Raw genomic sequence first — 21070 nt, forward strand, 5'->3', positions numbered from 1 at the left:
GAAAACGATTATGACAACGCTCAGGCCTATGCTGGTTGCTGTTGCGGCGGTTCTGCCCTTCAGCGCTTTGGGGAACGACTATCAACCCGCCGATATGGAGATGGGGGGAGGCTGGAACTTCATGCCTCAGGTCGGAATCGGGCTGGGATACGACGACAACACCACCCACTCCAACACAGGTGCCATCGACAGCTGGTTCTGGGAGTTGAGCCCTGAGTTCCTGATTCATGCGGGTAATGATGTGAGGAGCTATCAGATCAGCTACCTGCTCACCGACGCCAATTATGAAGACAGCAGTGAAGATGACTACACCGACCACAGGTTCAAGATTGATGTTCACCATGAGTTTACCCGCCGCCACAGGCTGGACTTCAACTATGCCTATTACCGCAATCATGAGGCCAGGGGCCTGGGCATCACCGAAGGCTTTGGCCAGAACTTCAACGAAGTGGCGGAGTTCGACGTTCATGACGTCGGGGTGATTTACGGATTTGGTGTGCCATCGGCCAAGTTCAATATGGACCTGGAGCTGGGTTACTACGACAAGGATTACACCAATCTGGAAACCATCTCCCAGTTCCGTGATTACGACAGTGTCATGGGTCGGGCCACGGTCTACTGGCGCCTGAGCCAGAGAACGTCACTGCTGGCGGAATGGGTGGGTGAGGACAAGACCTACGACCGCAACGCCATTGGCGAGGCCTCCAGAGACAGTTTCGATCAGAAGTATCTGGCGGGTTTGCGCTGGGATGCCACCAGCAAGACATCGGGCACCATCAAACTGGGTTTCGAAGACCGCAGCTTTGATTCCAGCAGCCGGGAGGACTTTGACGGCTTTGCCTGGAGTGCCGCCCTGGACTGGAAGCCCAGAACCTACTCCACCTTTACCCTGGAAGGGGGCAGCCGTGCCAAAGACCCGGATACCCTGGGTGACTACGTAGAGGAGAACAGCCTGGCTGTGCGCTGGAAACATGAATGGCGCAGCCGTCTGTCGACTCTGGCGTCCATCCGCTATCTGGATGAGAGCTTCACCGGCATCAACCGAGATGATGAGCTGTGGGAAGCCACGCTAGGGGCCACTTTGGTATGGAAGCGCTGGATCTCCACCGAGTTCGAATACCGCTATGCGGATCAGAGCTCCAACATCGATAGGCTCAACTATGACAAGAATCTGTTCCTGGCAACTGTGCGCCTGTCTCTGTAGCGCGCTGTTTGCGCTGATGCTCAGCCTGCCGGTGGCGGCCGCCGCTGGCGACTACCAGCTGAGTTCTGGCGACACCATCTCCATCCATGTGTATGGAGAGGATGACCTGACCCTGCAGACCCGCCTGGGGGAGTCCGGGGTGATCAACTACCCCTACCTAGGCGTTATCAAGGTCAAGGGGATGACAGTCGCTCAACTGGAGAGCCGCATCGTCGGCGGCCTCAAGGGGGACTACCTGATCAACCCCAGTGTCCACGTTAGCATTCTGGAGTACCGACCGTTCTACATCTACGGTGAAGTCAAAGCCCCGGGCGGCTACCCCTATCAGCCTGGCCTGACCGTGGAGCGTGCGGTGGCCCTGGCCGGTGGGTTGACCGAGCGGGCGTCCACCAAGGATATGACCATCAATCGAGTGGTGGGAGGCAGCGAGAGGAGCATCAAAGTCTCCATGTCCACCTCGGTCTATCCCGATGATTCCGTTCTCATCAAAGACAGCTTCTTTTGAAGGGAGAGCCGATGTCCAACATGGCCATTCAGATGGAAAAGGACAACTTCGCCGCAGAGCGGGATGTTGACCTGACTCAGTACTTTAGGGTGTTGTGGCGCTTCAAGGGCCGCATCATCCTGTTTTCAATGCTGGTCACCGCCATCGCCGTTGCCGTGCTGCTGAATGTCGAGCCCATGTACAAGGCCAAGTCCAGGCTGCTCATTGAGTCTGAGCAGGCCAAGGCGGTATCCATCGAAGATGTGTATGGCCTGGACTCCTCCCGGCAGGAGTATCTGCAGACCCAGTTTGAGATCATCAAGAGCCGGCAACTGGCAGAGCGGGTGATGGATCGTCTGGAACTGGTGCGCCATCCGGAGTTCATCGTTCCGGAGCGGCCCGCCTGGCAGGAGAAGATTCTCAGTTATGTGCCCACCGCCCCCAACCAGGACCCCATGGAGGTGGTGCGCGGCTGGTTCGCCTGGTTGCCCATAGATCTCACCCCGGACCCGGTTGATGAAGCCAAGAAACTGGCGACCCGAAAAGTGCTGCTGCTCAATGAGTTTTCCCAGCGTCTGTCGGTCTCCCCGGTGCCCCAGACCCAGCTGGTCGACATCGGCTTTTTCGCTCACAGCCCCCAACTGGCGGCGCTGGTCTCCAATACCATGGGCGAGGTCTACATCGAAAATCACCTGGAGGCCAAGCTGGCGGTAACCCGCAAGGCTTCTGAGTGGCTCAGTGCCCGCTTGGATGAGCTGCTGGTGGGGTTGCGAAACTCCGAGGAGAAGCTTCAGGCATTCCGGGAAAGAGAGGGACTACTGGAGCTGGATGGAGCCGTGGGCACCGCTTCCAAGGAGATCAATGAGCTGACGGAGCAACTGGCCATCGCCCGCCAGAAACGGGAAGAGGCACGCTCGCTGCTCAACCTGGTGCGCCAGAAAGGGGTGAATGACATCGACAGCCTGGAGGGGCTGGCTGAGATCAGTGGCCATCCCCTTATCGAGCAGGTGAAGCAGGCCGAGGTGACCGCCGCCGCCAATGTGGCCGAACTTTCCCGTCGCTATGGTCCCAAACACAACAAGATGATCGCCGCCAAGGCGCAGCTGACCGAAGTGCGTTCCAACATGCGTACCCAGGTGCGGCAACTGGTGCGAGGGATTGAACAGGAGTTTCAAGCCTTGGCCTCGGCCGCCGCGGCGTTGGAACGTCAGCTCGGTGGCATCAAGACCCAGTATCAGGAACAGAGCCGGGTGGAGGTGGAGTACCGCGAGTTGCAGCGTGAAGTGGAGTCCAATCGCAGAATCTATGAAACCTTCCTCAACCGGATGAAGGAGACCGGCGCCGTGGCCGATTTTGACGCTGCCCACGCCAGATTTACCGATAGGGCGGAGCCGCCTCTCTACCCCTCCAAGCCGAAGAAGAAGATGATAGTGGTGATGGCGGCCTTTATGTCCGGCCTGTTCGCCTGCGCCTTTGCCCTTATCTACAACACCCTGACTGACACCATCACCGCGGGCGATCAGGTGGAGAGCAAGCTTTCTTCCAAACTTCTGGGGGTGATTCCGGAGCAGAAGACTCGTAAGCGACTGAAGGCGGATCACTTCTTCTCCAAGGATGCCCACAGCTTCTCCGAGGCATGGCGAACGGTTCGAACCGGTTACTTGCTGACCCACGTGGAAGATGGGGCCAAGACCCTTTGCGTGACCTCGACGGTCCCCGGGGAGGGGAAAACCACCAGCTCCTACAATTTGTCTCTGGCCCTGTCTCAGCTGGAGCGGGTCTTGCTGATTGAAGCGGACCTGAGAAAGCCGGTGGTGGGGGAGATGCTGAAGCTGCCCAACTACCAGCCCGGGCTCTCCAACCTGCTCAGCGGCACCCATAAGCTCAATGATTGCATCTATACGGTGCCGGATACCCAGTTGGATGTGATGGTCGCCGGCACCCGGGTGTCGACGCCTCTGGAGCTTATCGCCTCGCAGGGGTTCAACAATCTGCTGGAGCGTCTCAAAGGGCACTATGACCGGATTCTGGTGGACACCGCACCTGTAGATGTGGTCAGTGATGCTCTGGTGATCTCGCGGCGGGTCGATTCCGTGGTGTATGTGGTGAAATGCGGTAAGGCGCGCCGGGAGCTGATCTCCAAGTCCCTCGGCAGGCTGTTTGCCGCCCACGCCAGGGTGGATGGCGTGGTGCTCAACGGGGTGCCCAAGGACCTGGCCACCTATAAGCGCTATCAGAGCTACTACGGAACGGGCACCGCGTCATGATTGACCTTCATTGCCATCTGCTGCCCGGTGTTGATGATGGCGCCCGGGACATGGACGAGGCCCTGGCCCTGGCCAAGCTGGCGGTGGAGCAGGGCATTACCCATTCGGTGCTGACGCCGCACATCCATCTGCGCCACTACCCCAATACCCTGGAGTCGTTGACACCCCACTACCAGAACTTTAAGCGCACCCTCAGGGAACGGGGTATCCCTCTCAACATCGCCCTGGGGGCGGAGGTGCGCATGGCGCCGGAACTGCTGCTGGGAAACGCCTGGAAGGCATTGCCGAAGTTGGGGACAACGCCCAATGGCAAGCCTGTGCTGCTGCTGGAGATGCCCTACAGTCATGTGCCTGCTGGCACAGAGCAACTGCTGCGATGGCTAATTGGGCAGGGTGTTCAGCCTGTGGTGGCCCACCCCGAGCGCAATCGGGATGTTATCGCCCACCCCACTTTGGCAATGACCCTTAAGGGCACCGGCGCCTGGTTGCAGGGCACTCTCAGCGCCCTGGGCGGCAGCTTCGGCGAGGACATTAAGCGCGTTGCCTGGGAACTGCTGAGGAAAGACGCGTTCTATTATCTGGCCAGCGATGCCCACCGCATCGATAAACGCTCTACCCGGGTGGAGCACGTCCTTAGTTTGCTTACCGAAGAGGTGGGCGGCGAGTTGACGACCGCTTTGACTCATGACCGCCCTTGGTCATTGGTGGCGTCGAGATTCTAGCACCTTGAATGATTGTTCATCAGGCGCTCGAGTGGTGGTTGCTAGGGTGTCAGTATTTCGGTGAAGTGTAGCTCTGGAGAGTGACGCAGGGCCAGTGATACCAGCATTAGTTTAAGACCGGGGGCCCAGCATTGAAGTTAAGCCCCCAGTGGTGTACCAACAGCGTGTGGCATCAGGCACTGACTCTGTCGATAGAACTCTTTGGCTTGAGGTCCTCCTTATCCGATGCGGTCGCCAGGTTCACTATCACAAAGACACTCCTAGTCTGTGTTGATTACCCAAGCCCCAGCTGCTCAGTCAGCTGGCGGATCTGGCTTTGCCATTGCTGCTGTTTTGACGGCTTCTGATGCTTGGCCTTACGGGCAAGATCGTCAGCCAGCAGTTGCTCCAGCTGACACAGTCTTTGCAGCAAAGCCTCGTCATCCAATGCTGGTTTTGGTTCGCTGCTATCAGCAGGCGATGGTGTACTAGCAGAACTCTCCCTTTGCGAGACTGACTGCAGCCGCTGGTAGGCCTGTTCGGGATCGTTTATCTCGATAAGCTCCTGACCGTCGATAAGCCAGAAGCGGTTGCAGCAGCTTTCGATAAAGTCCCGATCGTGGCTGACCATGACGATGGCCCCTTGGTTGTGACTCAGCACGGTTGCAAGCTGAGCTTTGCCATCCAGGTCCAGGTGGTTGGTGGGCTCATCGAGCAGCAACAGTGGATGGTGCCCCAGGTTTAGGCCAGCCAGCAGCAGGCGAGCGCGTTCGCCGCCACTGAGTCTGGCCACCGTCTTCGAGTGACTGCCGTAATCAAAACCTGCCCTGATCAGGGCCATCTTCAGGGGCTCGCTCGGCAAATCGACATTGCGACCGATGGCGGTCAGCAAGGTATCGTCATCATCAAGCTGCCGTTGCTCTTGGTCATAAAAGCCGATGACGCAGCGGGGGTGAATGGTCAGCGCTGGGCTGTCGATGCCCAACTGGTGTTGGCGCCACAGCTGTTGCAGCAAAGTGGTCTTGCCACAGCCATTGGCGCCAACGATGGCGATGCGATCGCCGCTTTTCACCCTCAGGTTGTCGACCTGATACAAAAGCGTTTCCGTAGTCGGTATCACCACGTTGAACTCGGTCAGTTCAATCAGTCGGTCAGCCGCCAACGGCTGGGTTTGCAGCTCAATGGACCAGGGCGCTGTCTGCGGTTTATCGGTTAACTCCTGTTTAATGCGCTCGGCGCGTCTAAACATGTGCTTTGCCTTGCGGGCAAAGTCCTCATTGTCGTACACCTTGCCCCACTGAGCTTTCTGAGTGGCACTGGCTTCAATCCGCGCGATCTCGCGCTCTTGGCTGAGGCGAGTCTTCTCGGCGGCAACCGCCTGCTGCTTAAACTCGCTCAGAGCTTCAGTGCAGGGCAACTGGAACTGGTGCAATTGCCTGTCCTGCATGATCCAACTGCAATTGGTGACAGAGTCCAGTAATCGCCGGTCGTGGGAAACCAACACGAAGCTGCCTTTCCAGTTCTGTAAGAACTGCTCCAGCCAAAGGGTGGTAGGCAGATCCAGGTGATTGCTGGGCTCATCCAACAGCATGAGATCGGGTTCTTGCATCAATGCGCGCGCCAGCATCAGGCGAGTGTGTTCACCGCCGCTTAGGCTGCTGACGTACTGTTGGTACTGCGAGGCATTGAACCCAACACTGGCCAGGTGACTTTCGGCCAGCCACAGGTGTTCTTCACGTTGACTCTGCGGCAACTGATCAAGCAGAACTTCAGTCAGTGGCATCTCATTGAACCTGCATGGCAATCGCTGCTCGACGTAGGCAATGACGCAGCCATTGGCTTGGGTGACGATACCGGCTGCCGGTTGGTTGTGGGTGGCTAAAACGGACAACAGGGAACTTTTGCCGCAGCCGTTAAAGCCAATAAGGCCGATGCGGTCGCCCTGCTTTAGGGTGATGTTGGCCGCATCCAGCAAGCTATGGTTGTCTGGGCGAAGCGTAAGAGAGTGAGTGGTTAAAAGAGTGGTCATTACTAGTTCTCGATTTGCAGACACTTCTGTGCCTGTCGTCAAACACAATGCTGACAACAACCGAACTAGCTAGAGGGAAATGCTCTATTGGTGGTTTATCTGGATTTCGCTCAAGCTCGGTTATCGCAGCGCGATAAAACGGTCTTGAGCGTTTGGATTACCAAAGAAATAGGCAAAAGCGATTTCGCCGTTTTTCATCTTGGGGCTCCTTTGTTGGTGAATGGAACGTTCAGTCTATCGGCAAGCGGCGATTCGGGCAATCCGCTTACCTAGTAGTGGGGCACTGCTTTATGCGAAGAGTTAACCTGCGGCGGTGGACCTGTCGCCGAGTAGTAGCAGGCACAACCGATGCTCTTCATATCAACTTACAATGTCTTTGTCCCCTTTGGTGGCAGTATAGGGCTGGCACGCTAAGCTTTTATGCCGACCCTGTTCGCAGTGTTTACTGAAGAGGACTGCATTATGGTCGAGACACTGAACCAACTTAAACTCCTGGCCAGAGTAATGGCTGCGTTTCTGCTGTTAAGCCTCAGCTCAGTGACCGCCCGGGCTGAAGCTCCCTCTCTGTATGACCGCCTGGGTGGTCTGGCCCCCATCTCGGTGGTGGTCAGCGACTTTATCGACGCCTTGATGCCCGACCCGATACTGAACAGCAACCCGGCCATCGACGCGGCCCGCACCGCTGTCCCTGCTTCTTATCTTAAGTATCATGTCACCGCCATGATGTGTCAGGCGACCGGTGGCCCCTGTCAGTACCATGGCCGAGATATGTATCAGGCTCATGCACATCTGAGTATTCAGGAGGCGGAGTGGCAGAGGATGATTGAGGTGTTCGATCAGATTCTGGCAAAACACCAGGTGCCCCAGCAGGAGGTCGATGAGCTAATGGCTATTATGGACTCCACCAAGGCCGACATAGTCGCCTCAGCGAAGTAATGGTTCTGGGGGGAGGGCCTTCTTCCCCCTTTCAATACCCCGTCATCTCAATAAAGCCCTCTCCCTGAATGTTGCCTTCGGCAGCCACCGGTCCCTCCCAGTAGGGGATGGACAACTGGTTGCGCTGGTCCCGGCTCAGGGTCTGAATGCTGCCGGACAGGCCGTGGTTGGGGATGTCCAGTTGCCAGGCCACGGGGTAGGTGGCCCCATCCAGGGTGACCTTGTCCAGCTCGCGCCACTGAATCTCTCCGTTTTGAATCGGGGTGACCAGACCTTCGGCGTCGATGATGCTGCCGGAGAAGTAGTGGTTGTTGTGCCGGCTGCGCATGCGGAACAGCATCAGGGCGCGGCCGTCATCCAGGTGCAGAGACAGCCAGTCCCACCCCAGATACTCCTTGTCCATTAACTCACTGGACCACTCTCTGTCCATCCAGGCCAATCCACTGAGCTGACGGGGTGTCTTCCCCTCCTGAGTCAGGGTGCCTGAGGCTTTCAGGTGAGGCAGGCTGTAGTAGAAAGACGCGTGCTCAGGATCCGGTGTTTTCTGGCTGAATCCGTTGATCCCATGTTTGATGATGGGGCTGTCACTCAGCGTCAGAGACAGCTCGCCCAGTTCGCTGTCTGCGCTCAGGGTCAGGGGGAGAAACCCCTGCTGGGTGCCGGTCAGTTGCCATTGGTCTATCCAGGCATTGAAGGGGTGGGCGATCACCCCAGCCTGACCGCTGCCGCCTCTGGCCCAGCGCTCCAAGGCATGGTGCTCGCCGTCTGCCTCGATGGCCAGGTGCGCAAACCACAGCTGGCCATCATCCCAGGGGTTGTCCCTGTGCTTGCCGATGCGGCTGCGAAACAGCGTCCACTGCAGGGCTACCGGCTCTCCCTGGTCATCTTCAAGGTTGGCGGTGAGATACCACCACTCCAGTCCATATTCCGGGTGGGCCCCATGATCCTTTGGAAATTCTATGGGGGTTCCCTGGGTCACCTTGGCGGCGCCTTCGGCAACGTTTTGCTGCCAGGTGACCCCCTGAGTCTTTTTTGGTGCAGGGCCGGGAGTGCAGGCACAGAGCAGCAACAGCAGTGGCATCCAACGCATTAATCTCCCTCCTTCATCAACTGGCTGACCGGCGCCTTAGACAGTCGCCAAAGAGGCCAGAGGGCTGAGAGCAGCAGGGCAAGCAACAGGCTTCCCAGTAACGATGGCCAGTCCTCCATCAGGTAGTACACCGGCATGGTCCAGCCAAAGGCGACCCGGTTCACCAGATCCAGCAACAGATGGCCTAGGGCCATGCCCAGAGGCAGTGCCAGGATCAGCGCAAACAGGGCGATGACACCCAACTGTGCCAGCTGTGCCAGTAGCAGTTGTTTGCGGGTGATCCCCAGTGCCAGCAGAGTGGCCAGTTGGCTGAGCCTGTGATGCTCCACCGAAGAGAGTGAGGCAAACAGCCCAACGGCGGCCACCAACAGGGTGAGAATGTTCAGGGCGGTGGTGACCGCAAAGGTTTGATGGAACATGGTGGTGGCCAGGTTGCGGATCCGTTCTCTTTGGATGATCTGTGCCGGTGACAGCCACTCAAGCAGTGACTGGTAGACCTGCTGACGGGTCGCCTCAGAAACCTCCAGGCTGTAGCCTGCCAAGGGCACTTCGCCGAGTTTTTCCTGCATCAGTTCAGGGCTGATGAAGGCCTGGGCCTTGAGGTTACCGTAATCGTAGTAGACGCCCACCAGGGTACAGTTGAACTCCGTCTGTCCTGTGTCCCCAATGGAGATGCGTTGCCCCAGTGTCAGGTCGGCCATCAGTTGGGTGCGCTCGTTGACCAGGCAGCCGTCGTCGAATAATTTGTTGCTCCAATCTTCTGCAGCCACCTTAATCGGCAGGTGACGGTAGTGCTTGGCACTGTCGCCCAGACTGGCGATGCTGCCAGGCTCACCACCGATGTCGGCGCGCTGGTGTCGAAACGGAGTAATGGTCTCGATGCCGGGCAGAGACGCGAGGCGGGATTGCCACAGGGCATGGTCATCACCGCCGGTTCGAACGTAGAGGTCGGCGCTGATCCTCTGTTTAAGGTAACCCTCCAGGGCCAGTTCGAAGCTGCCCACCACCATCCTCATGCCCACGGCGGCGGCCAGGGCCAACATCACCGCGATCATCGCCACCCTGGTGGTACGCTGCTGTTCATCCAGATCGGTCAGGGCCCATTGACCCAGGGCCGATTTCAGCCTGAATCCACCAATGGCGCGACAGCACAGTTGCAACCACTGCGGCGTGATGGCAGCACCGGCCAGCAGCAGCAGGCCACATAGGGCCAGTGCCATGCCGGTGGTGGCGACCTGTGTGGCACCAAAGGCGACCAGCAACAGCAGTATCAGTCCCAACGCCAGAAGTCCCAGGCTTTGAGTCTGCTGCCGCTGCTGGCGTGAACGGAAGCCCAGGGACAGCGCTACTCTGGGATCCAACAATAATGAGCCCAGCACCATGGCGATGGCTCCCAGGATCACCAGAGTGGCCAGGCCCAGGGGAAGCAGCAAGCTTTGAACGCTCAGCAGGCCGTTAAAACCATAGAGGGAGGAGAGGGTCATCTGCACCTGAGGCATCCAGGCCCGGGCGAACTGGCTGCCGGCCAGGGCACTGATGGGGATGGCGACGATACCCACCAACACCAGTTCGGTTATCACCGCTTTGATCAGCGCCGGCTGGCCTATGCCCAGACTGCGAAGCTGGGCCATCAGGCCGCTCCTCTGGGTCAGGCTGAACCTCAGCGCATTGAAGGCCAGGAACAGAGAAACCGCCAGGGCCATCAGCGCCAGAGCGGTGAGGTTAAGGTGAAAGGAGGCGGAGAGTTGGCCAAACTGGGTCGATTCCCCCTGGGACATCAGTCTTGCCTGTGCTGGCAGAGACTGGCGAATGGCGTCGAGTTGGGTCTCGCTCAGCGCAGGCAGGTTCAGATAACTGAGGCGAGTATCGCTCTGGGTCAGCTCCGACAGGGTGGCAATGTCGGTGTGGATCCAGGGCCCAAGATCATCGATAAGCTGAAGTGGGCCCAGGGCATGGCCCTCTTTGAAGACCAGGCTGTCGCCATTTTGCCATCCGAAGGAGGCGGCCACACGGGTGTCGACCCAGGCGCGAGCTTCGGTACTGCCGCTAGGGCGTCCCAGTTGGCTTACGTAAGCCAGGGGATCCACCCCTCTGACCAGCAGTGGCCGGTCCTGGGCATCTACCATGCGCATGTCCAGAATCGGGGTGGCGTCGATGCCGGCGCGGCGCAACTCAACCCACAGCGTTTGGTCGAGAAACCCTTCTCGCTGATGGGGCTGAATTTGCCAGCCTTCCCCCTGCGATGCCTGGGCTTCACTGGCGGCGTAACGGGCCCTGGCTTCCTGATTGATGGTTTCCACCCCAACCAGCAAGCTGGCGCCCAGCACCATACCCAGCAGCAGAAACAGCAGTTGCCAGGGGTGTCGCCGGTAGTGGGCCAACAGGGTGACGACCGCCAAACGCCACTCAATCATGAAGCTGCCCCTGTCTGAGATGGAGCGTCTGACCAAGCACCGCGGCCACCCTGGGGCTGTGTGTCACCAGGATCAGTGTCTGGTTCAGGGATTTGGACAGGCGGGTAAAGATCTCCATCACCTCGTCGCCGGTGGCTTCGTCCAGGTTGCCCGTGGGTTCATCGGCCAGAATCAGTGGCGGGTGGTGCGCCAGAGCCCGGGCGATGGCGACCCGTTGTTGCTCCCCCCCGGAGAGCTGGTCGGGGTAGAGTTTCCACAACGAGGAGAGGCCCAGAGGCTCCACCAGGGTATCCATCACCTCTTCGGGGTTGGTGAGCCGATTCAGCCGATGCTGAAACAGGATATTGTCGCCCACCGTCAGGGTCGGAAGCAGATTGAACTGCTGAAACACCAAGCCGATGCGGCGGCGATAAAGGGGGAGCTGGTCCGGACCCAACTGGTCCACACGATGGCCATTGACCTGAATGCTGCCGCCGTCCGGCCGTTCCAGTCCGGCAATCAGGTGCAGCAGGGTGGACTTGCCTGCACCCGACTCGCCCATGATGGCCAGTTGTTGGCCCGCTTCCAGTTCGAGGTTGCAGTGGCGCAGAATCTGCCGTTTGGCCCGTCCCTGAGTTCTGAATAGATCCACATCCTTGACGCTAATCATCGGGCCTCCTGTACAGCTAGTGAATAAAATATAGCAAAGAATCAGTAGGTTCGAATAAGTAGTACGCATCAGATGTCACTTTGGATCCTCCCTATTCTCCCAATTTTCCACTCACCGAACGCCAGCCAAGGAAGGGGAGGCAAGCCGTGGATATGGCCACAAGTCAATGAAAGCGATGATATTTTGTGGCGTTTGAGGGCATGAATATGGAAAGATACATATGTTTATCAGGTTGATAGGGTGTCTCTGCTGCGAAGGGCGCAAGCGGCGGATTCAAAGGGAGAGGTGAGATGACGGATTTCAATACCAACTACAACAGGGCGGTCTGGTTCGATATTCCCGTGGCGGATCTCGACAGGGCGGTGGCCTTCTACGCCAGGGTGCTGGACATCAAGGTGCAGGTCGAGGAGTACGAAGGGGTACGCTTCGGCGTACTGGATCATGAGCTTGGCAACGGCGGCTGTCTGGTGGTGGATGAGATCAAAGTGACCAGTCAGCAGGGCATTTTGGTCTACCTCAATGTGGATGGTCGTATCGATGAGGCGGTTGAGCTGGTGACCGACATGGGCGGCACCGTTCTGCAAGGGGTGCATAATATCGGCCCCCATGGGTTTCGGGCGCTGATCCTCGACAGCGAAGGTAATCGCCTGGCTCTGCACGCAGAGCGCCGCAGCCAAGAGTGACAGGGAAAGAGACAATGATGATGAGCCCCCCTTACCTGGCCGGCGTTGCGACGGCCGAACACAGGTTCTCTCTGCCTCTGGATTATGCCGATCCAGAGGGGACGCACATCGAGGTGTTTGCCCGGGAGCTGTGGGCCTCCGACAAGATGCGCGAGTCCCTGCCCATGCTGGTGTTCTTCCAGGGCGGCCCAGGGTTTGGCGCGCTGAGGCCATCTGGTCGCAGCGGTTGGCTGGACAGGGCTCTGCAGGAGTTTCGGGTGTTGCTACTGGACCAGAGAGGCACCGGCCTGTCGTCACCCATTCACAGCCGGGCTCTGTCGGCCCTGAATTCAGAGCAGCAGCTGCACTACCTGACACAACACCGGGCAGACAACATAGTGCGCGATGCCGAGGCGATTCGTCATCAGCTTCTGGGGGAGCGCCCCTGGAGCATCCTGGGGCAGAGCTTCGGCGGATTTTGCGTCTTACGCTATCTGAGTGTTGCCCACCAGGGGGTGGCAGAGGCCTACATTACCGGGGGGATCCCCTCCCTGAGTCGCCAGGCGGAAGAGGTCTACCGGGCCACCTATCCGCGGGTGGCGGAGAAAAACCGTGCCTTCTTCGACCGATTCCCCAGGGCCCAGGCACTGGCGGACGAGATTGCCGCTTATCTGTGTGCCAATGACGTCAGGTTACCCGATGGTGCCAGGCTGACGGTGGAGCGATTCCAGCTGCTTGGCATTCATCTCGGGGTGGAGGAGGGGGCCGAAGCACTCTACTACCTGTTGGAGCAAGCCCTGTTGCCTTCGCCTTCGGGATCTCAGTTAAACCCAGGTTTCCTCCATGGGGTGATGCAGATGCTCGACTATGACACCAACCCTCTGTACACCCTGCTGCACGAACCGATCTACAACCAGGGGCATGCCTCCCGCTGGGCGGCACACAGGGTTCGTAGCGAGTTCCCGGAGTTTGACTATCGTCCGGACAGACCGCTGCGGTTCACCGGTGAGATGGTCTACCCCTGGATGACCGAGCAGTTTCAGGAGCTCAAGCCTCTGGCCACCCTGGCCGAGGCCCTGGCGAACAAGAGTGACTGGCCGCCCCTGTACGACGCCGCACAGTTGGCGAAGAACCCGGTTCCTGTGGCGGCGGCGGTCTATACCCAGGATATGTTCGTGGAACACGCTTTCTCGGAAGAGACCATAGATCAGGTGGCCAACCTGGTGGCCTGGCGAACCTCTGAGTATGAACACAATGGCATCAGGATGGACGGTTATCGCATCCTGGATCGTTTGATCTCGCTTAATCGAAAGCAGGCACTGAGGTAATGGCCGGCGAGCCTGCCATCTGACGGCGGCGGGCTGCCAGCAGGGCTTCGAGGCTTTGGGGCGGGCTGTACAGGTAGCCCTGGAACTGGTGGCAGCCCCGCTTGATCAGGTACTCCTCCTGCTCCCGGGTTTCCACCCCTTCGGCGGTCACCGGGATCTCATAGATGGCCGCCACTCTCAGGATCACGTCCACCAGGGAGCGGGTCTGTTCTGCCCCCTCCCTTTCCAGCTGGCTGACGAAACTGCGATCGATCTTCAGCCGGTCGATGGGGTAGTGCTGCAGCTGGGTAAAGGCGGTGTAGCCGGTACCAAAGTCATCCAACACCACCTTGACGCCGTTGCGCCTGAGTTCAGTGAGCATCTTCAGGCCCTCTGAAGTGTGGCTGACCATGGCGGTCTCGGTCAGCTCCAGATCCAGCCGGTTGAGGTCAATCTCGTAACTGGAGGCCAAGCTCAGTAACTGTGAAGCCAGCTTAGGGTTGTTCAGTTGCATGGAGGAGATGTTCAGTGCCAGGCGCAGATCCCGCACCTCCTCCCTGTGGCTGTGGGAGAGGGACTGAATCTCGGAAAAGCAGCGCTGAATGATCCACAGATCCAGGTCGTAGATCAGGCCATACTTCTCGGCCACGGGAATGAACTTGTCCGGGCCAACCCCATCAAGCTCGGGCAGGGTGCAGCGCACCAACACTTCGGCACTGGTGCACCAGGGGGTAGCCAGTCCGTGGATCGGCATGTATTTGAGCTCAAAGGCGCCAATGTCCATGGCACGCTTCAGGCCCTGGAGTATCGAGGCTTCCAATTGCATCTCTTTGGCCATTGCCTCACTGAACTCGTAGCAGAGTCCGGGCTGGGTCGCCTTGCCCTGAGTGGTGGCCAGGTTTGCTTGCTGCAGCTTGTCCGACGGCGTGGTCAGGTTGCACCTGGAGTAGCCCAGGGTCATGGTGAGCATCAGCTGGTGCTCGAACACCTGATAGGCCCCGGTCAGCCGGTGCCGAATGGCTTCGGCCACCCGGCCACTGTGTTGTTTGCGGCTGATGGGCAGACCAAGGACGAACTCATCTCCTGAGGTCCTCGCCAGCAGCCGTTTGCCGCCGCCAATTAGGCCGTCGGCAAAGAGTTGGTCAGGCAGCATTTGCAGGCGGTGGGCCAGTTGCTGCAACAGGGCATCGCCGGTGGCGCGGCCATATCTCTGGTTGACCGATTTAAACTGGTGGATGTTCAGCTGAAACAGACACAGAGAGTGAGGATCCCCCTGATAGTGGGACAGCCACTTGTCCATGGAGCGGCGGTTGGCCAGCCCGGTCAGGGGGTCGGTCAGGTAGGAGCGATTGAGTCGTGACAGACTCTGTTTCTGCCCCATCACCAGGAACCAGATAAAGCAGTAGGTGATCACCACGGACACACCGAAACGCAGCAGCATGTCGGCGCCGACTGTGTGGGAGCCCAGGGCAAACAGCACCAGGGTAAAGGTGGCCCCAAGCAGCCCCGCCGCGGCGACGGGCATCAGATAGAACAGGCCAGCCACCACAGGGAAGACGAAGGCCAGGCCGCGAAAGCCGTTGTCGTAGGTAAAGACGGCGATGGCAGTCATCATCAGCAGGGTGAACACCAGCAGTGCCCGGCGGCTGAGATTTCCGGTGCGGCGGGTGCGCACTAATGAAAAGATGAGAAAGGGGGAGGCGATAAGCTCCAGGCAGCCCACCAGATAGTTGAAGCCAAACAACAGGTGGAATACACCAAACCCCAGGGCGCCAGCGAGGCTGACCCAGTGAAGACCCTGGACAACGGTTGATGAATAAGGCTGATAAAGGTGCATCGAGACGGGCGTGGAGACGAAAATTTTTCGCAATACTAACAGCTCACTGTGGTTAAGTCAGTCCTACAAACAAATGTTTGTATCATTTGTGTGCGCCATATAACTTGCGGATTAATAGCACCTTATTGAAAGTGTGAATCCGTCCACAGACAGAGAATGGCAACAAAAAGAGCCGCCCGAGGGCGGCTCTTTGTCATTGTGTTGTCACTTACTCGTGGCTGTCCTTGTAGGGGCGGCCGTAGTAGCTGTCCAGCAGAACCTGCTTCAGTTCGCTGATCAACGGGTAGCGAGGGTTGGCGCCGGTGCACTGGTCATCGAACGCTTCCTCGGCCACTTCGTCCAGCTTGGCCAGGAACAGTTTCTCGTCCACGCCGGCGGCCTGGATGGAGGCAGGAATGTCCAACACCTCTTTCAGTTGCTCAACCTTGGCGATCAGCAGTTCCAGTTTTTCCTGGTCGCTGTTACCGCCCAGACGCAGATGATCGGCGATGGAGGCGTAGCGGCACAGGGCCTGAGGCCGGTCATACTGGCTGAAGGCGGTCTGCTTGGTGGGCAGGTCGGTGCCGTTGAAGCGCATGACGTTGGTGATCAGCAGGGCATTGGCCAGGCCGTGGGGCAGGTGGAACTCGGCACCAATCTTGTGGGCCATGGAGTGACAAATGCCCAGGAAGGCGTTAGCAAAGGCGATGCCGGCGATGGTGGCAGCGTTGTGCACCTTCTCCTTGGCCTTGGGCGCATTGGCGCCACCGATGTAGCTATCAGGCAGGTGCTTGAACAGCAGATCCAGGGCCTGCAACGCCTGACCGTCGGAGTACTCGTTGGCCATCACGGAGACATAGGCTTCCAGGGCGTGGGTCACCGCATCGATACCACCGAAGGCGGTCAGTGACTTGGGCATGTTCATCACCAGGTTGGCATCAACGATGGCCATGTTGGGTGTCAGCTCATAGTCGGCGATGGGGTATTTGGTGCCGGTACGCTCGTCGGTCACCACGGCGAAAGGCGTGACCTCAGATCCGGTGCCGGAAGTGGTGGGGATCGCCACCATCTGCGCCTTCTTACCCATTTTGGGGAAGCGGTAGATACGCTTACGGATGTCCATGAAGCGCAGGGCCAGATCGGCGAAGTCCACCTCAGGGTGCTCGTACATCACCCACATGATCTTGGCTGCATCCATGGGGGAGCCGCCGCCCAGGGCAACGATGACGTCGGGCTTGAAGCTGTGCAGCATATCGGCACCCTTTTTCACCACTTCCAGGGTGGGATCGGCTTCCACTTCATAGAACACCTCAACCTCCAGACCCTGGCCTTTGAGGATCCGAATGGTTTCATCGCAGTAGCCGTTGTTGAACAGGAAGCGGTCGGTCACGATGCAGGCACGCTTGTGTTCGCTCAGCTCTTCCAGGGCCACCGGCAGGGCGCCGCGGCGGAAGTAGATGGACTTAGGCAGTTTGTGCCACAACATATTCTCGGCTCGCTTGGCTACGGTTTTCTTGTTGATCAGGTGCTGGGGGCCCACGTTCTCGGAGATGGAGTTACCGCCCCAGGAACCACAACCCAGGGTCAGGGAGGGCGCCAGCTTGAAGTTGTACAGATCGCCGATGCCGCCTTGAGAAGCGGGGGTGTTGATCAGGATACGGGCGGTCTTCATCCGCTGGCCAAACACACGGATGCGCTCCGCCTGGAGATCCTGGTCGGTATACAGCGCCGAGGTGTGGCCGATGCCGCCCAGGGCCACCAGTTCCTCGGCCTTGGTTACCGCGTCTTCGAAATCGGTGGCACGGTACATGGCCAGGGTGGGGGAGAGCTTCTCGTGGGCAAAGGCTTCATCGATGGTGGTCTTGGAGACCTCACCCACCAGAACCTTGGTCCAGGAAGGCACCTTGATGCCGGCCATTTCGGCGATCTTGGTGGCAGGCTGGCCGACGATGTCGGCGTTGAGGTTGCCGTTGACCAGCAGGACCTTGCGCACCTTGGTGGTTTCGCTCTTGTTCAGCAGGTAGCCACCGTGGCTGGCGAAGCGCTCGCGCACTTCGTCATAGATGCTGTCGACGACGATGACGGATTGCTCGGAGGCGCAGACCACGCCGTTGTCGAAGGTCTTGGACATCAGGATGGAGCTGACCGCACGCTTGATGTCGGCGGTTTCGTCCACCACCACAGGGGTGTTGCCGGCGCCTACGCCGATGGCGGGCTTGCCGGAGCTGTACGCGGCTTTCACCATGCCCGGGCCACCGGTGGCCAGGATCAGGTTGATGTCTTCATGGGTCATCAGGTGGTTGGACAGGGCCACGGATGGGGTGTCAATCCAGCCAACGATATCCTCTGGGGCACCGGCGGCGACGGCGGCATCCAGCACCAGCTTGGCGGCGGCGTTGGTGGCGTTCTTGGCCCGCGGGTGGGGGGAGAAGATGATGCCGTTACGGGTCTTCAGGGCGATCAGCGCCTTAAACACCGCGGTGGAGGTGGGGTTGGTGGTGGGCACAATGCCACAGATCAGGCCCACAGGTTCGGCGATGGTGATGGTGCCACCGGTCTCATCCTCTTCCAGGATGCCGCAGGTCTTGTCATCTTTGTACTTGTTGTAGATGTACTCGGAGGCAAAGTGATTCTTGATCACCTTATCCTCCAGCACACCCATGCCGGTTTCCTCTACAGCCTGTCGGGCCAGGGGAATACGGGCATCGGCGGCGGCCAGGGCCGCAGCTCGGAAGATCGCGTCCACCTGTTCCTGGCTGTAACTGGCAAATTTTTGCTGTGCCGCTTTTACCCGGGCAACCAGGGCATTCAGTTCGGCAATGGACTTGTCAGTCATCTAAACTGTCCTCAAATTTAAAAACACTTTCCTCTGAACCAAGTCAGTATAGGCTTCGGAACCATGTTCAGGAAAAGTGCTCTTCGCTGATGTAATTAAATTACACCAATCTCAGTCACAAACCGTTAACTGCTTCACGTTTGGGCGAATTTGGATGTAGCTAACTTACATTCACCATTAGAAAATATAATGATTTGATGGGGTGAAACGAGGAAAAATTCACTTTTCCCAAGGGACGGATTTCTCTAGAGTATCCTCCTTCGTTTTTGGCTCCTGTTATTGAGGCGTATACCCTAAGTGGACTTCTATCTGCTGTTGCAATTCTTCCTTGGCCTGGTGGCGATCATCAATCCCATCGGTCTGCTGCCTGTGTTTGTTTCCCTGACCAGTCACCAGACTGAACAGGAGCGACTGGCGACCGCCAAGGTGGCGAACTTCTCTGTGGTGATCATCCTGCTGGTGACCCTGGTGGCGGGTCAGTTGATCCTCAACCTGTTCAGCATCTCCATTCCGGCGTTTCGCATTGCCGGGGGCGTGCTGATCACCTTTATTGCCATGTCGATGTTGCAGGGTAAGCTGGGTGAAGTGAAACACAACAAAGAAGAGGGCCGGGAAGCCGCAGCGATGGATGCGGTTGCTGTGGTGCCACTGGCTTTGCCGCTGATGGCCGGCCCGGGTGCCATCAGTTCGGTGATCGTATTCGCCTCTCAGCACAGAGACCCCCAATCGATGCTGGGCATGGCGGCATGCATCGTCGTTTTTGGACTGCTGAGCTGGATAGTGTTTCGCACGGCGCCGGTGATCTTTAAGGTGCTGGGTCAGACCGGCATTAACGTGATCACCCGTATTATGGGTCTGCTGATGATGTCCATCGGTATTGAGGTGATTGCGGCAGGCATGAAGACGCTGTTCCCTGCGTTAGCCTCCTAAAACCCCGGCAAACCGATAGCCTTGCAGCGTCCTGCTCGTCGTGACGCTGCAACACCAAGTTGGAGAAGCATTATGATCTTGATTACCGGAGCAGGCAGCGGCCTGGGAGCCGCTTTGGCCAAAGTCTACAGCCAGCAGGGAGAGTCCCTGGTGCTGGTGGGCCGCAGTCTGGCCAAACTGGAGTCGGTGGCCGCTTCTCTCTCCGCCGACGTGGTGTGCCATGTGGCGGACCTGACGTGTGAAACCCAGGTGGCGGGGCTGTTCGAGGCGCTGCCCCAGGTGCCCGCCCGAATCATTCACTGCGCCGGCAGCGGCGATTTCGGCCCCTTGTCGCAGTTTGATGAGGCCAGAGTTCGCCGGCTGATGGACAACAACCTGTTGACTGCGGCCTTGGTGGCCAAAGAGGCGGTGGCCAGATTCCGGCAGCATCAGGTGCAGTTGGTGATGGTGGCGTCGACGGCGGCTCAAAAGGGCAAGGCCAATGAGGCGGTCTACTGTGCGGTGAAGTGGGGCGTCAAAGGCCTGGTGGAATCCCTGAGGGCAGAACTCAAAGGGGCGGCCATGACCTTGGTGGGCGTGTATCCCGGAGGGATGGATACGCCGTTTTGGCAGCAGCAGGGCTGCGACGGTCATGTGGATGCCAGTGGTTTCATGAGCGCCGACGAGGCGGCCACCATGATGGTGAATGGACTCATCGCATCTGAGAACGGCTACATCTCAGAGCTGACCCTTATCCGCCGCTGAGCATCGCCTGGCGCGCCAACGGCGCCAGCAACATGATCAGTATGATGGCTACGGTGGAGAACTGCAGCCAGTGATCCTGCAGGCTCTCCATTTCAGCCACCCGCTGTGGGTCACTCCGGTTGTTTTGGCGAGTGGCCTGGTAGTAGCGCAGGGCCCAGTAGCCGTTGCCGATGATCAGCACCGCCAGCGCGGTGAGTAAACGCCATTCCATATGCGCGCTCCTCAAAGGATCTTCCTACTCCTATTTATACCTAAAAAGGAGCATTTCTGGGAATAATCCCCCAAAGTTTTTGCGGGATTAGCCTGTGATCCAGTCGAAAAATTCCTCAATCGGTACTGATTCTTGTTCGTTGACCTGCAAAAGGGTGAAGGGGGTCACGTCTTTGGCGCGGCGCTTGGTCTATTTTTTCAACGGCTTTAAAAATTCAACCCTGTGCTGAGAAACGGAGATCCAGCCGGGCCGATGGAGGTTTCGATGTTGCATACCGAAATGGCCCAGTTTGGCCTATTTGCGAGACAGCTGATTAAGCAGGCGGCAGCGGTGGTGTCCACCCTGCCCAAACAGAGTGAGCGCCTCAAGTGGCACTCTCGCCTGCAGGCCTGTCTCTATCAAAGTGAAAACCGAGCCATGGAGTTGGTGATGTCCAAAGACTACCGCACCCTGAGCCTGTTGGGTGAGTCGGTGGCCGACAGCGTATCGCTGATTGGCGTATTTTCCGACCACCCTGGCCTGTCCGATGCGGATCAACACGGTTTGGACATTGCCCTGGCCAACGTCGCCCTGATTCATTCCCGCGCCAAGCGCTTGATGAAACAGGCCGACAATGTGGTGCCCTTCCCAGTAGCAGCTAGCGCCTGAGCTGCGCGCCACACTGACGCCCGGCCTTTGGCCGGGCGTTTTCTTTTCTGCGTGGCGAACTTTTGGGGGGCGCAATTTCCCGGTTCTATTGACCGACTGGCCCTGACTCGAAACCTGGGTCACCGACCCGTCCCCCGTTGGA

17 protein-coding genes are annotated in these 21070 nt (G+C 58.5%); 10 read left to right on the forward strand and 7 right to left on the reverse strand.

Annotated features, from left to right (window positions below):
- The first annotated feature begins 10 nt into the window (after nt 1-10).
- Genes QUE41_RS08590 through QUE41_RS08605 form a run of 4 tightly spaced genes read left to right on the forward strand, consistent with a single transcriptional unit; the run spans nt 11 to nt 4677 of the window.
- Entirely contained in the window at nt 11-1204 is a 1194-nt protein-coding gene (locus QUE41_RS08590) for an outer membrane beta-barrel protein (RefSeq protein WP_286342462.1), read from the forward strand.
- Nucleotides 1161-1709 carry a polysaccharide biosynthesis/export family protein gene (locus tag QUE41_RS08595; protein ID WP_286342463.1) on the forward strand — a complete coding sequence of 183 codons (549 nt, stop codon included), beginning with the start codon at nt 1161-1163 and terminating at the stop codon, nt 1707-1709. The genes QUE41_RS08590 and QUE41_RS08595 overlap by 44 nt, the downstream gene beginning before the upstream one ends.
- Before the next feature lie 11 nt (nt 1710-1720).
- Complete coding sequence (locus QUE41_RS08600; protein WP_286342464.1) at nt 1721-3955, forward strand: GumC family protein; 2235 nt, start codon at nt 1721-1723, stop codon at nt 3953-3955.
- On the forward strand, nt 3952-4677 hold the full coding sequence (locus QUE41_RS08605; RefSeq protein ID WP_286342465.1) for a tyrosine-protein phosphatase: 726 nt from the start codon (nt 3952-3954) through the stop codon (nt 4675-4677). Before QUE41_RS08600 ends, QUE41_RS08605 begins: the two co-directional genes overlap by 4 nt.
- 274 nt (nt 4678-4951) lie before the next feature.
- Here the strand turns inward: QUE41_RS08605 and QUE41_RS08610 are convergent, their stop codons facing one another.
- Complete coding sequence (locus tag QUE41_RS08610) at nt 4952-6685, reverse strand: ABC-F family ATP-binding cassette domain-containing protein (RefSeq protein ID WP_286342466.1); 1734 nt, start codon at nt 6683-6685, stop codon at nt 4952-4954.
- A gap of 462 nt (nt 6686-7147) precedes the next feature.
- Here QUE41_RS08610 and QUE41_RS08615 point away from each other — a divergent pair, with 462 nt between their 5' ends.
- A complete protein-coding gene (locus QUE41_RS08615) occupies nt 7148-7621 on the forward strand; it encodes a group I truncated hemoglobin (RefSeq protein ID WP_286342467.1) in 474 nt (157 codons plus the stop codon).
- A 31-nt stretch (nt 7622-7652) separates the two neighbouring features.
- On the opposite strand, the gene QUE41_RS08620 is transcribed toward QUE41_RS08615, so the two are convergent.
- From QUE41_RS08620 to QUE41_RS08630, 3 genes are read right to left on the reverse strand one after another with little or no spacing between them, the layout of a single operon-like run.
- The gene (locus QUE41_RS08620; protein WP_286342468.1) at nt 7653-8711 is read right to left on the reverse strand and encodes a lipocalin-like domain-containing protein; all 1059 of its coding nucleotides are present in this window, start codon (nt 8709-8711) and stop codon (nt 7653-7655) included.
- A complete protein-coding gene (locus QUE41_RS08625; RefSeq protein WP_286342469.1) occupies nt 8711-11125 on the reverse strand; it encodes an FtsX-like permease family protein in 2415 nt (804 codons plus the stop codon). The genes QUE41_RS08620 and QUE41_RS08625 overlap by 1 nt, the downstream gene beginning before the upstream one ends.
- Complete coding sequence (locus QUE41_RS08630; protein ID WP_286342470.1) at nt 11118-11774, reverse strand: ABC transporter ATP-binding protein; 657 nt, start codon at nt 11772-11774, stop codon at nt 11118-11120. Before QUE41_RS08630 ends, QUE41_RS08625 begins: the two co-directional genes overlap by 8 nt.
- Before the next feature lie 290 nt (nt 11775-12064).
- On the opposite strand from QUE41_RS08630, the gene QUE41_RS08635 reads away from it, so the two are divergent.
- Both QUE41_RS08635 and QUE41_RS08640 read left to right on the forward strand, forming a co-directional pair.
- Nucleotides 12065-12457, forward strand: coding sequence for a VOC family protein (locus tag QUE41_RS08635; protein WP_286342471.1), 393 nt, complete (start codon nt 12065-12067; stop codon nt 12455-12457).
- 17 nt (nt 12458-12474) lie between these two features.
- Nucleotides 12475-13764, forward strand: coding sequence for an alpha/beta fold hydrolase (locus tag QUE41_RS08640; protein ID WP_502876005.1), 1290 nt, complete (start codon nt 12475-12477; stop codon nt 13762-13764).
- Here the strand turns inward: QUE41_RS08640 and QUE41_RS08645 are convergent.
- Nucleotides 13739-15580, reverse strand: a complete 1842-nt coding sequence (locus QUE41_RS08645) for a putative bifunctional diguanylate cyclase/phosphodiesterase (protein ID WP_286342472.1) — start codon at nt 15578-15580, stop codon at nt 13739-13741. The genes QUE41_RS08640 and QUE41_RS08645 overlap by 26 nt on opposite strands.
- 208 nt (nt 15581-15788) lie before the next feature.
- Complete coding sequence (gene adhE, locus QUE41_RS08650) at nt 15789-18395, reverse strand: bifunctional acetaldehyde-CoA/alcohol dehydrogenase (RefSeq protein WP_286342473.1); 2607 nt, start codon at nt 18393-18395, stop codon at nt 15789-15791.
- A gap of 297 nt (nt 18396-18692) precedes the next feature.
- Here adhE and QUE41_RS08655 point away from each other — a divergent pair, with 297 nt between their 5' ends.
- Entirely contained in the window at nt 18693-19325 is a 633-nt protein-coding gene (locus tag QUE41_RS08655; RefSeq protein ID WP_286342474.1) for a YchE family NAAT transporter, read from the forward strand.
- A gap of 72 nt (nt 19326-19397) precedes the next feature.
- Nucleotides 19398-20069 carry an SDR family NAD(P)-dependent oxidoreductase gene (locus QUE41_RS08660; protein ID WP_286342475.1) on the forward strand — a complete coding sequence of 224 codons (672 nt, stop codon included), beginning with the start codon at nt 19398-19400 and terminating at the stop codon, nt 20067-20069.
- Here QUE41_RS08660 and QUE41_RS08665 read toward each other — a convergent pair.
- Entirely contained in the window at nt 20056-20280 is a 225-nt protein-coding gene (locus QUE41_RS08665; RefSeq protein ID WP_286342476.1) for a hypothetical protein, read from the reverse strand. The genes QUE41_RS08660 and QUE41_RS08665 overlap by 14 nt on opposite strands.
- 264 nt (nt 20281-20544) lie before the next feature.
- Between QUE41_RS08665 and QUE41_RS08670 the strand changes: the two genes are divergently transcribed.
- Complete coding sequence (locus QUE41_RS08670; RefSeq protein ID WP_028109021.1) at nt 20545-20928, forward strand: hypothetical protein; 384 nt, start codon at nt 20545-20547, stop codon at nt 20926-20928.
- Nucleotides 20929-21070 lie beyond the last annotated feature (142 nt).

Source organism: Ferrimonas sp. YFM (assembly GCF_030296015.1).
In the GTDB taxonomy this organism is placed as follows: Bacteria; Pseudomonadota; Gammaproteobacteria; order Enterobacterales; family Shewanellaceae; genus Ferrimonas.

Coding starts and splice junctions, on each gene's coding strand:
- QUE41_RS08590 (WP_286342462.1), top strand. CDS start 11: ATGACAACGCTCAGGCCTATGCTGGTTGCTGTTGCGGCGGTTCTGCCC.
- QUE41_RS08595 (WP_286342463.1), top strand. CDS start 1,161: ATGACAAGAATCTGTTCCTGGCAACTGTGCGCCTGTCTCTGTAGCGCG.
- QUE41_RS08600 (WP_286342464.1), top strand. CDS start 1,721: ATGTCCAACATGGCCATTCAGATGGAAAAGGACAACTTCGCCGCAGAG.
- QUE41_RS08605 (WP_286342465.1), top strand. CDS start 3,952: ATGATTGACCTTCATTGCCATCTGCTGCCCGGTGTTGATGATGGCGCC.
- QUE41_RS08610 (WP_286342466.1), bottom strand. CDS start 6,685: ATGACCACTCTTTTAACCACTCACTCTCTTACGCTTCGCCCAGACAAC.
- QUE41_RS08615 (WP_286342467.1), top strand. CDS start 7,148: ATGGTCGAGACACTGAACCAACTTAAACTCCTGGCCAGAGTAATGGCT.
- QUE41_RS08620 (WP_286342468.1), bottom strand. CDS start 8,711: ATGCGTTGGATGCCACTGCTGTTGCTGCTCTGTGCCTGCACTCCCGGC.
- QUE41_RS08625 (WP_286342469.1), bottom strand. CDS start 11,125: ATGATTGAGTGGCGTTTGGCGGTCGTCACCCTGTTGGCCCACTACCGG.
- QUE41_RS08630 (WP_286342470.1), bottom strand. CDS start 11,774: ATGATTAGCGTCAAGGATGTGGATCTATTCAGAACTCAGGGACGGGCC.
- QUE41_RS08635 (WP_286342471.1), top strand. CDS start 12,065: ATGACGGATTTCAATACCAACTACAACAGGGCGGTCTGGTTCGATATT.
- QUE41_RS08640 (WP_502876005.1), top strand. CDS start 12,475: ATGATGAGCCCCCCTTACCTGGCCGGCGTTGCGACGGCCGAACACAGG.
- QUE41_RS08645 (WP_286342472.1), bottom strand. CDS start 15,580: ATGCACCTTTATCAGCCTTATTCATCAACCGTTGTCCAGGGTCTTCAC.
- adhE (WP_286342473.1), bottom strand. CDS start 18,395: ATGACTGACAAGTCCATTGCCGAACTGAATGCCCTGGTTGCCCGGGTA.
- QUE41_RS08660 (WP_286342475.1), top strand. CDS start 19,398: ATGATCTTGATTACCGGAGCAGGCAGCGGCCTGGGAGCCGCTTTGGCC.
- QUE41_RS08665 (WP_286342476.1), bottom strand. CDS start 20,280: ATGGAATGGCGTTTACTCACCGCGCTGGCGGTGCTGATCATCGGCAAC.
- QUE41_RS08670 (WP_028109021.1), top strand. CDS start 20,545: ATGTTGCATACCGAAATGGCCCAGTTTGGCCTATTTGCGAGACAGCTG.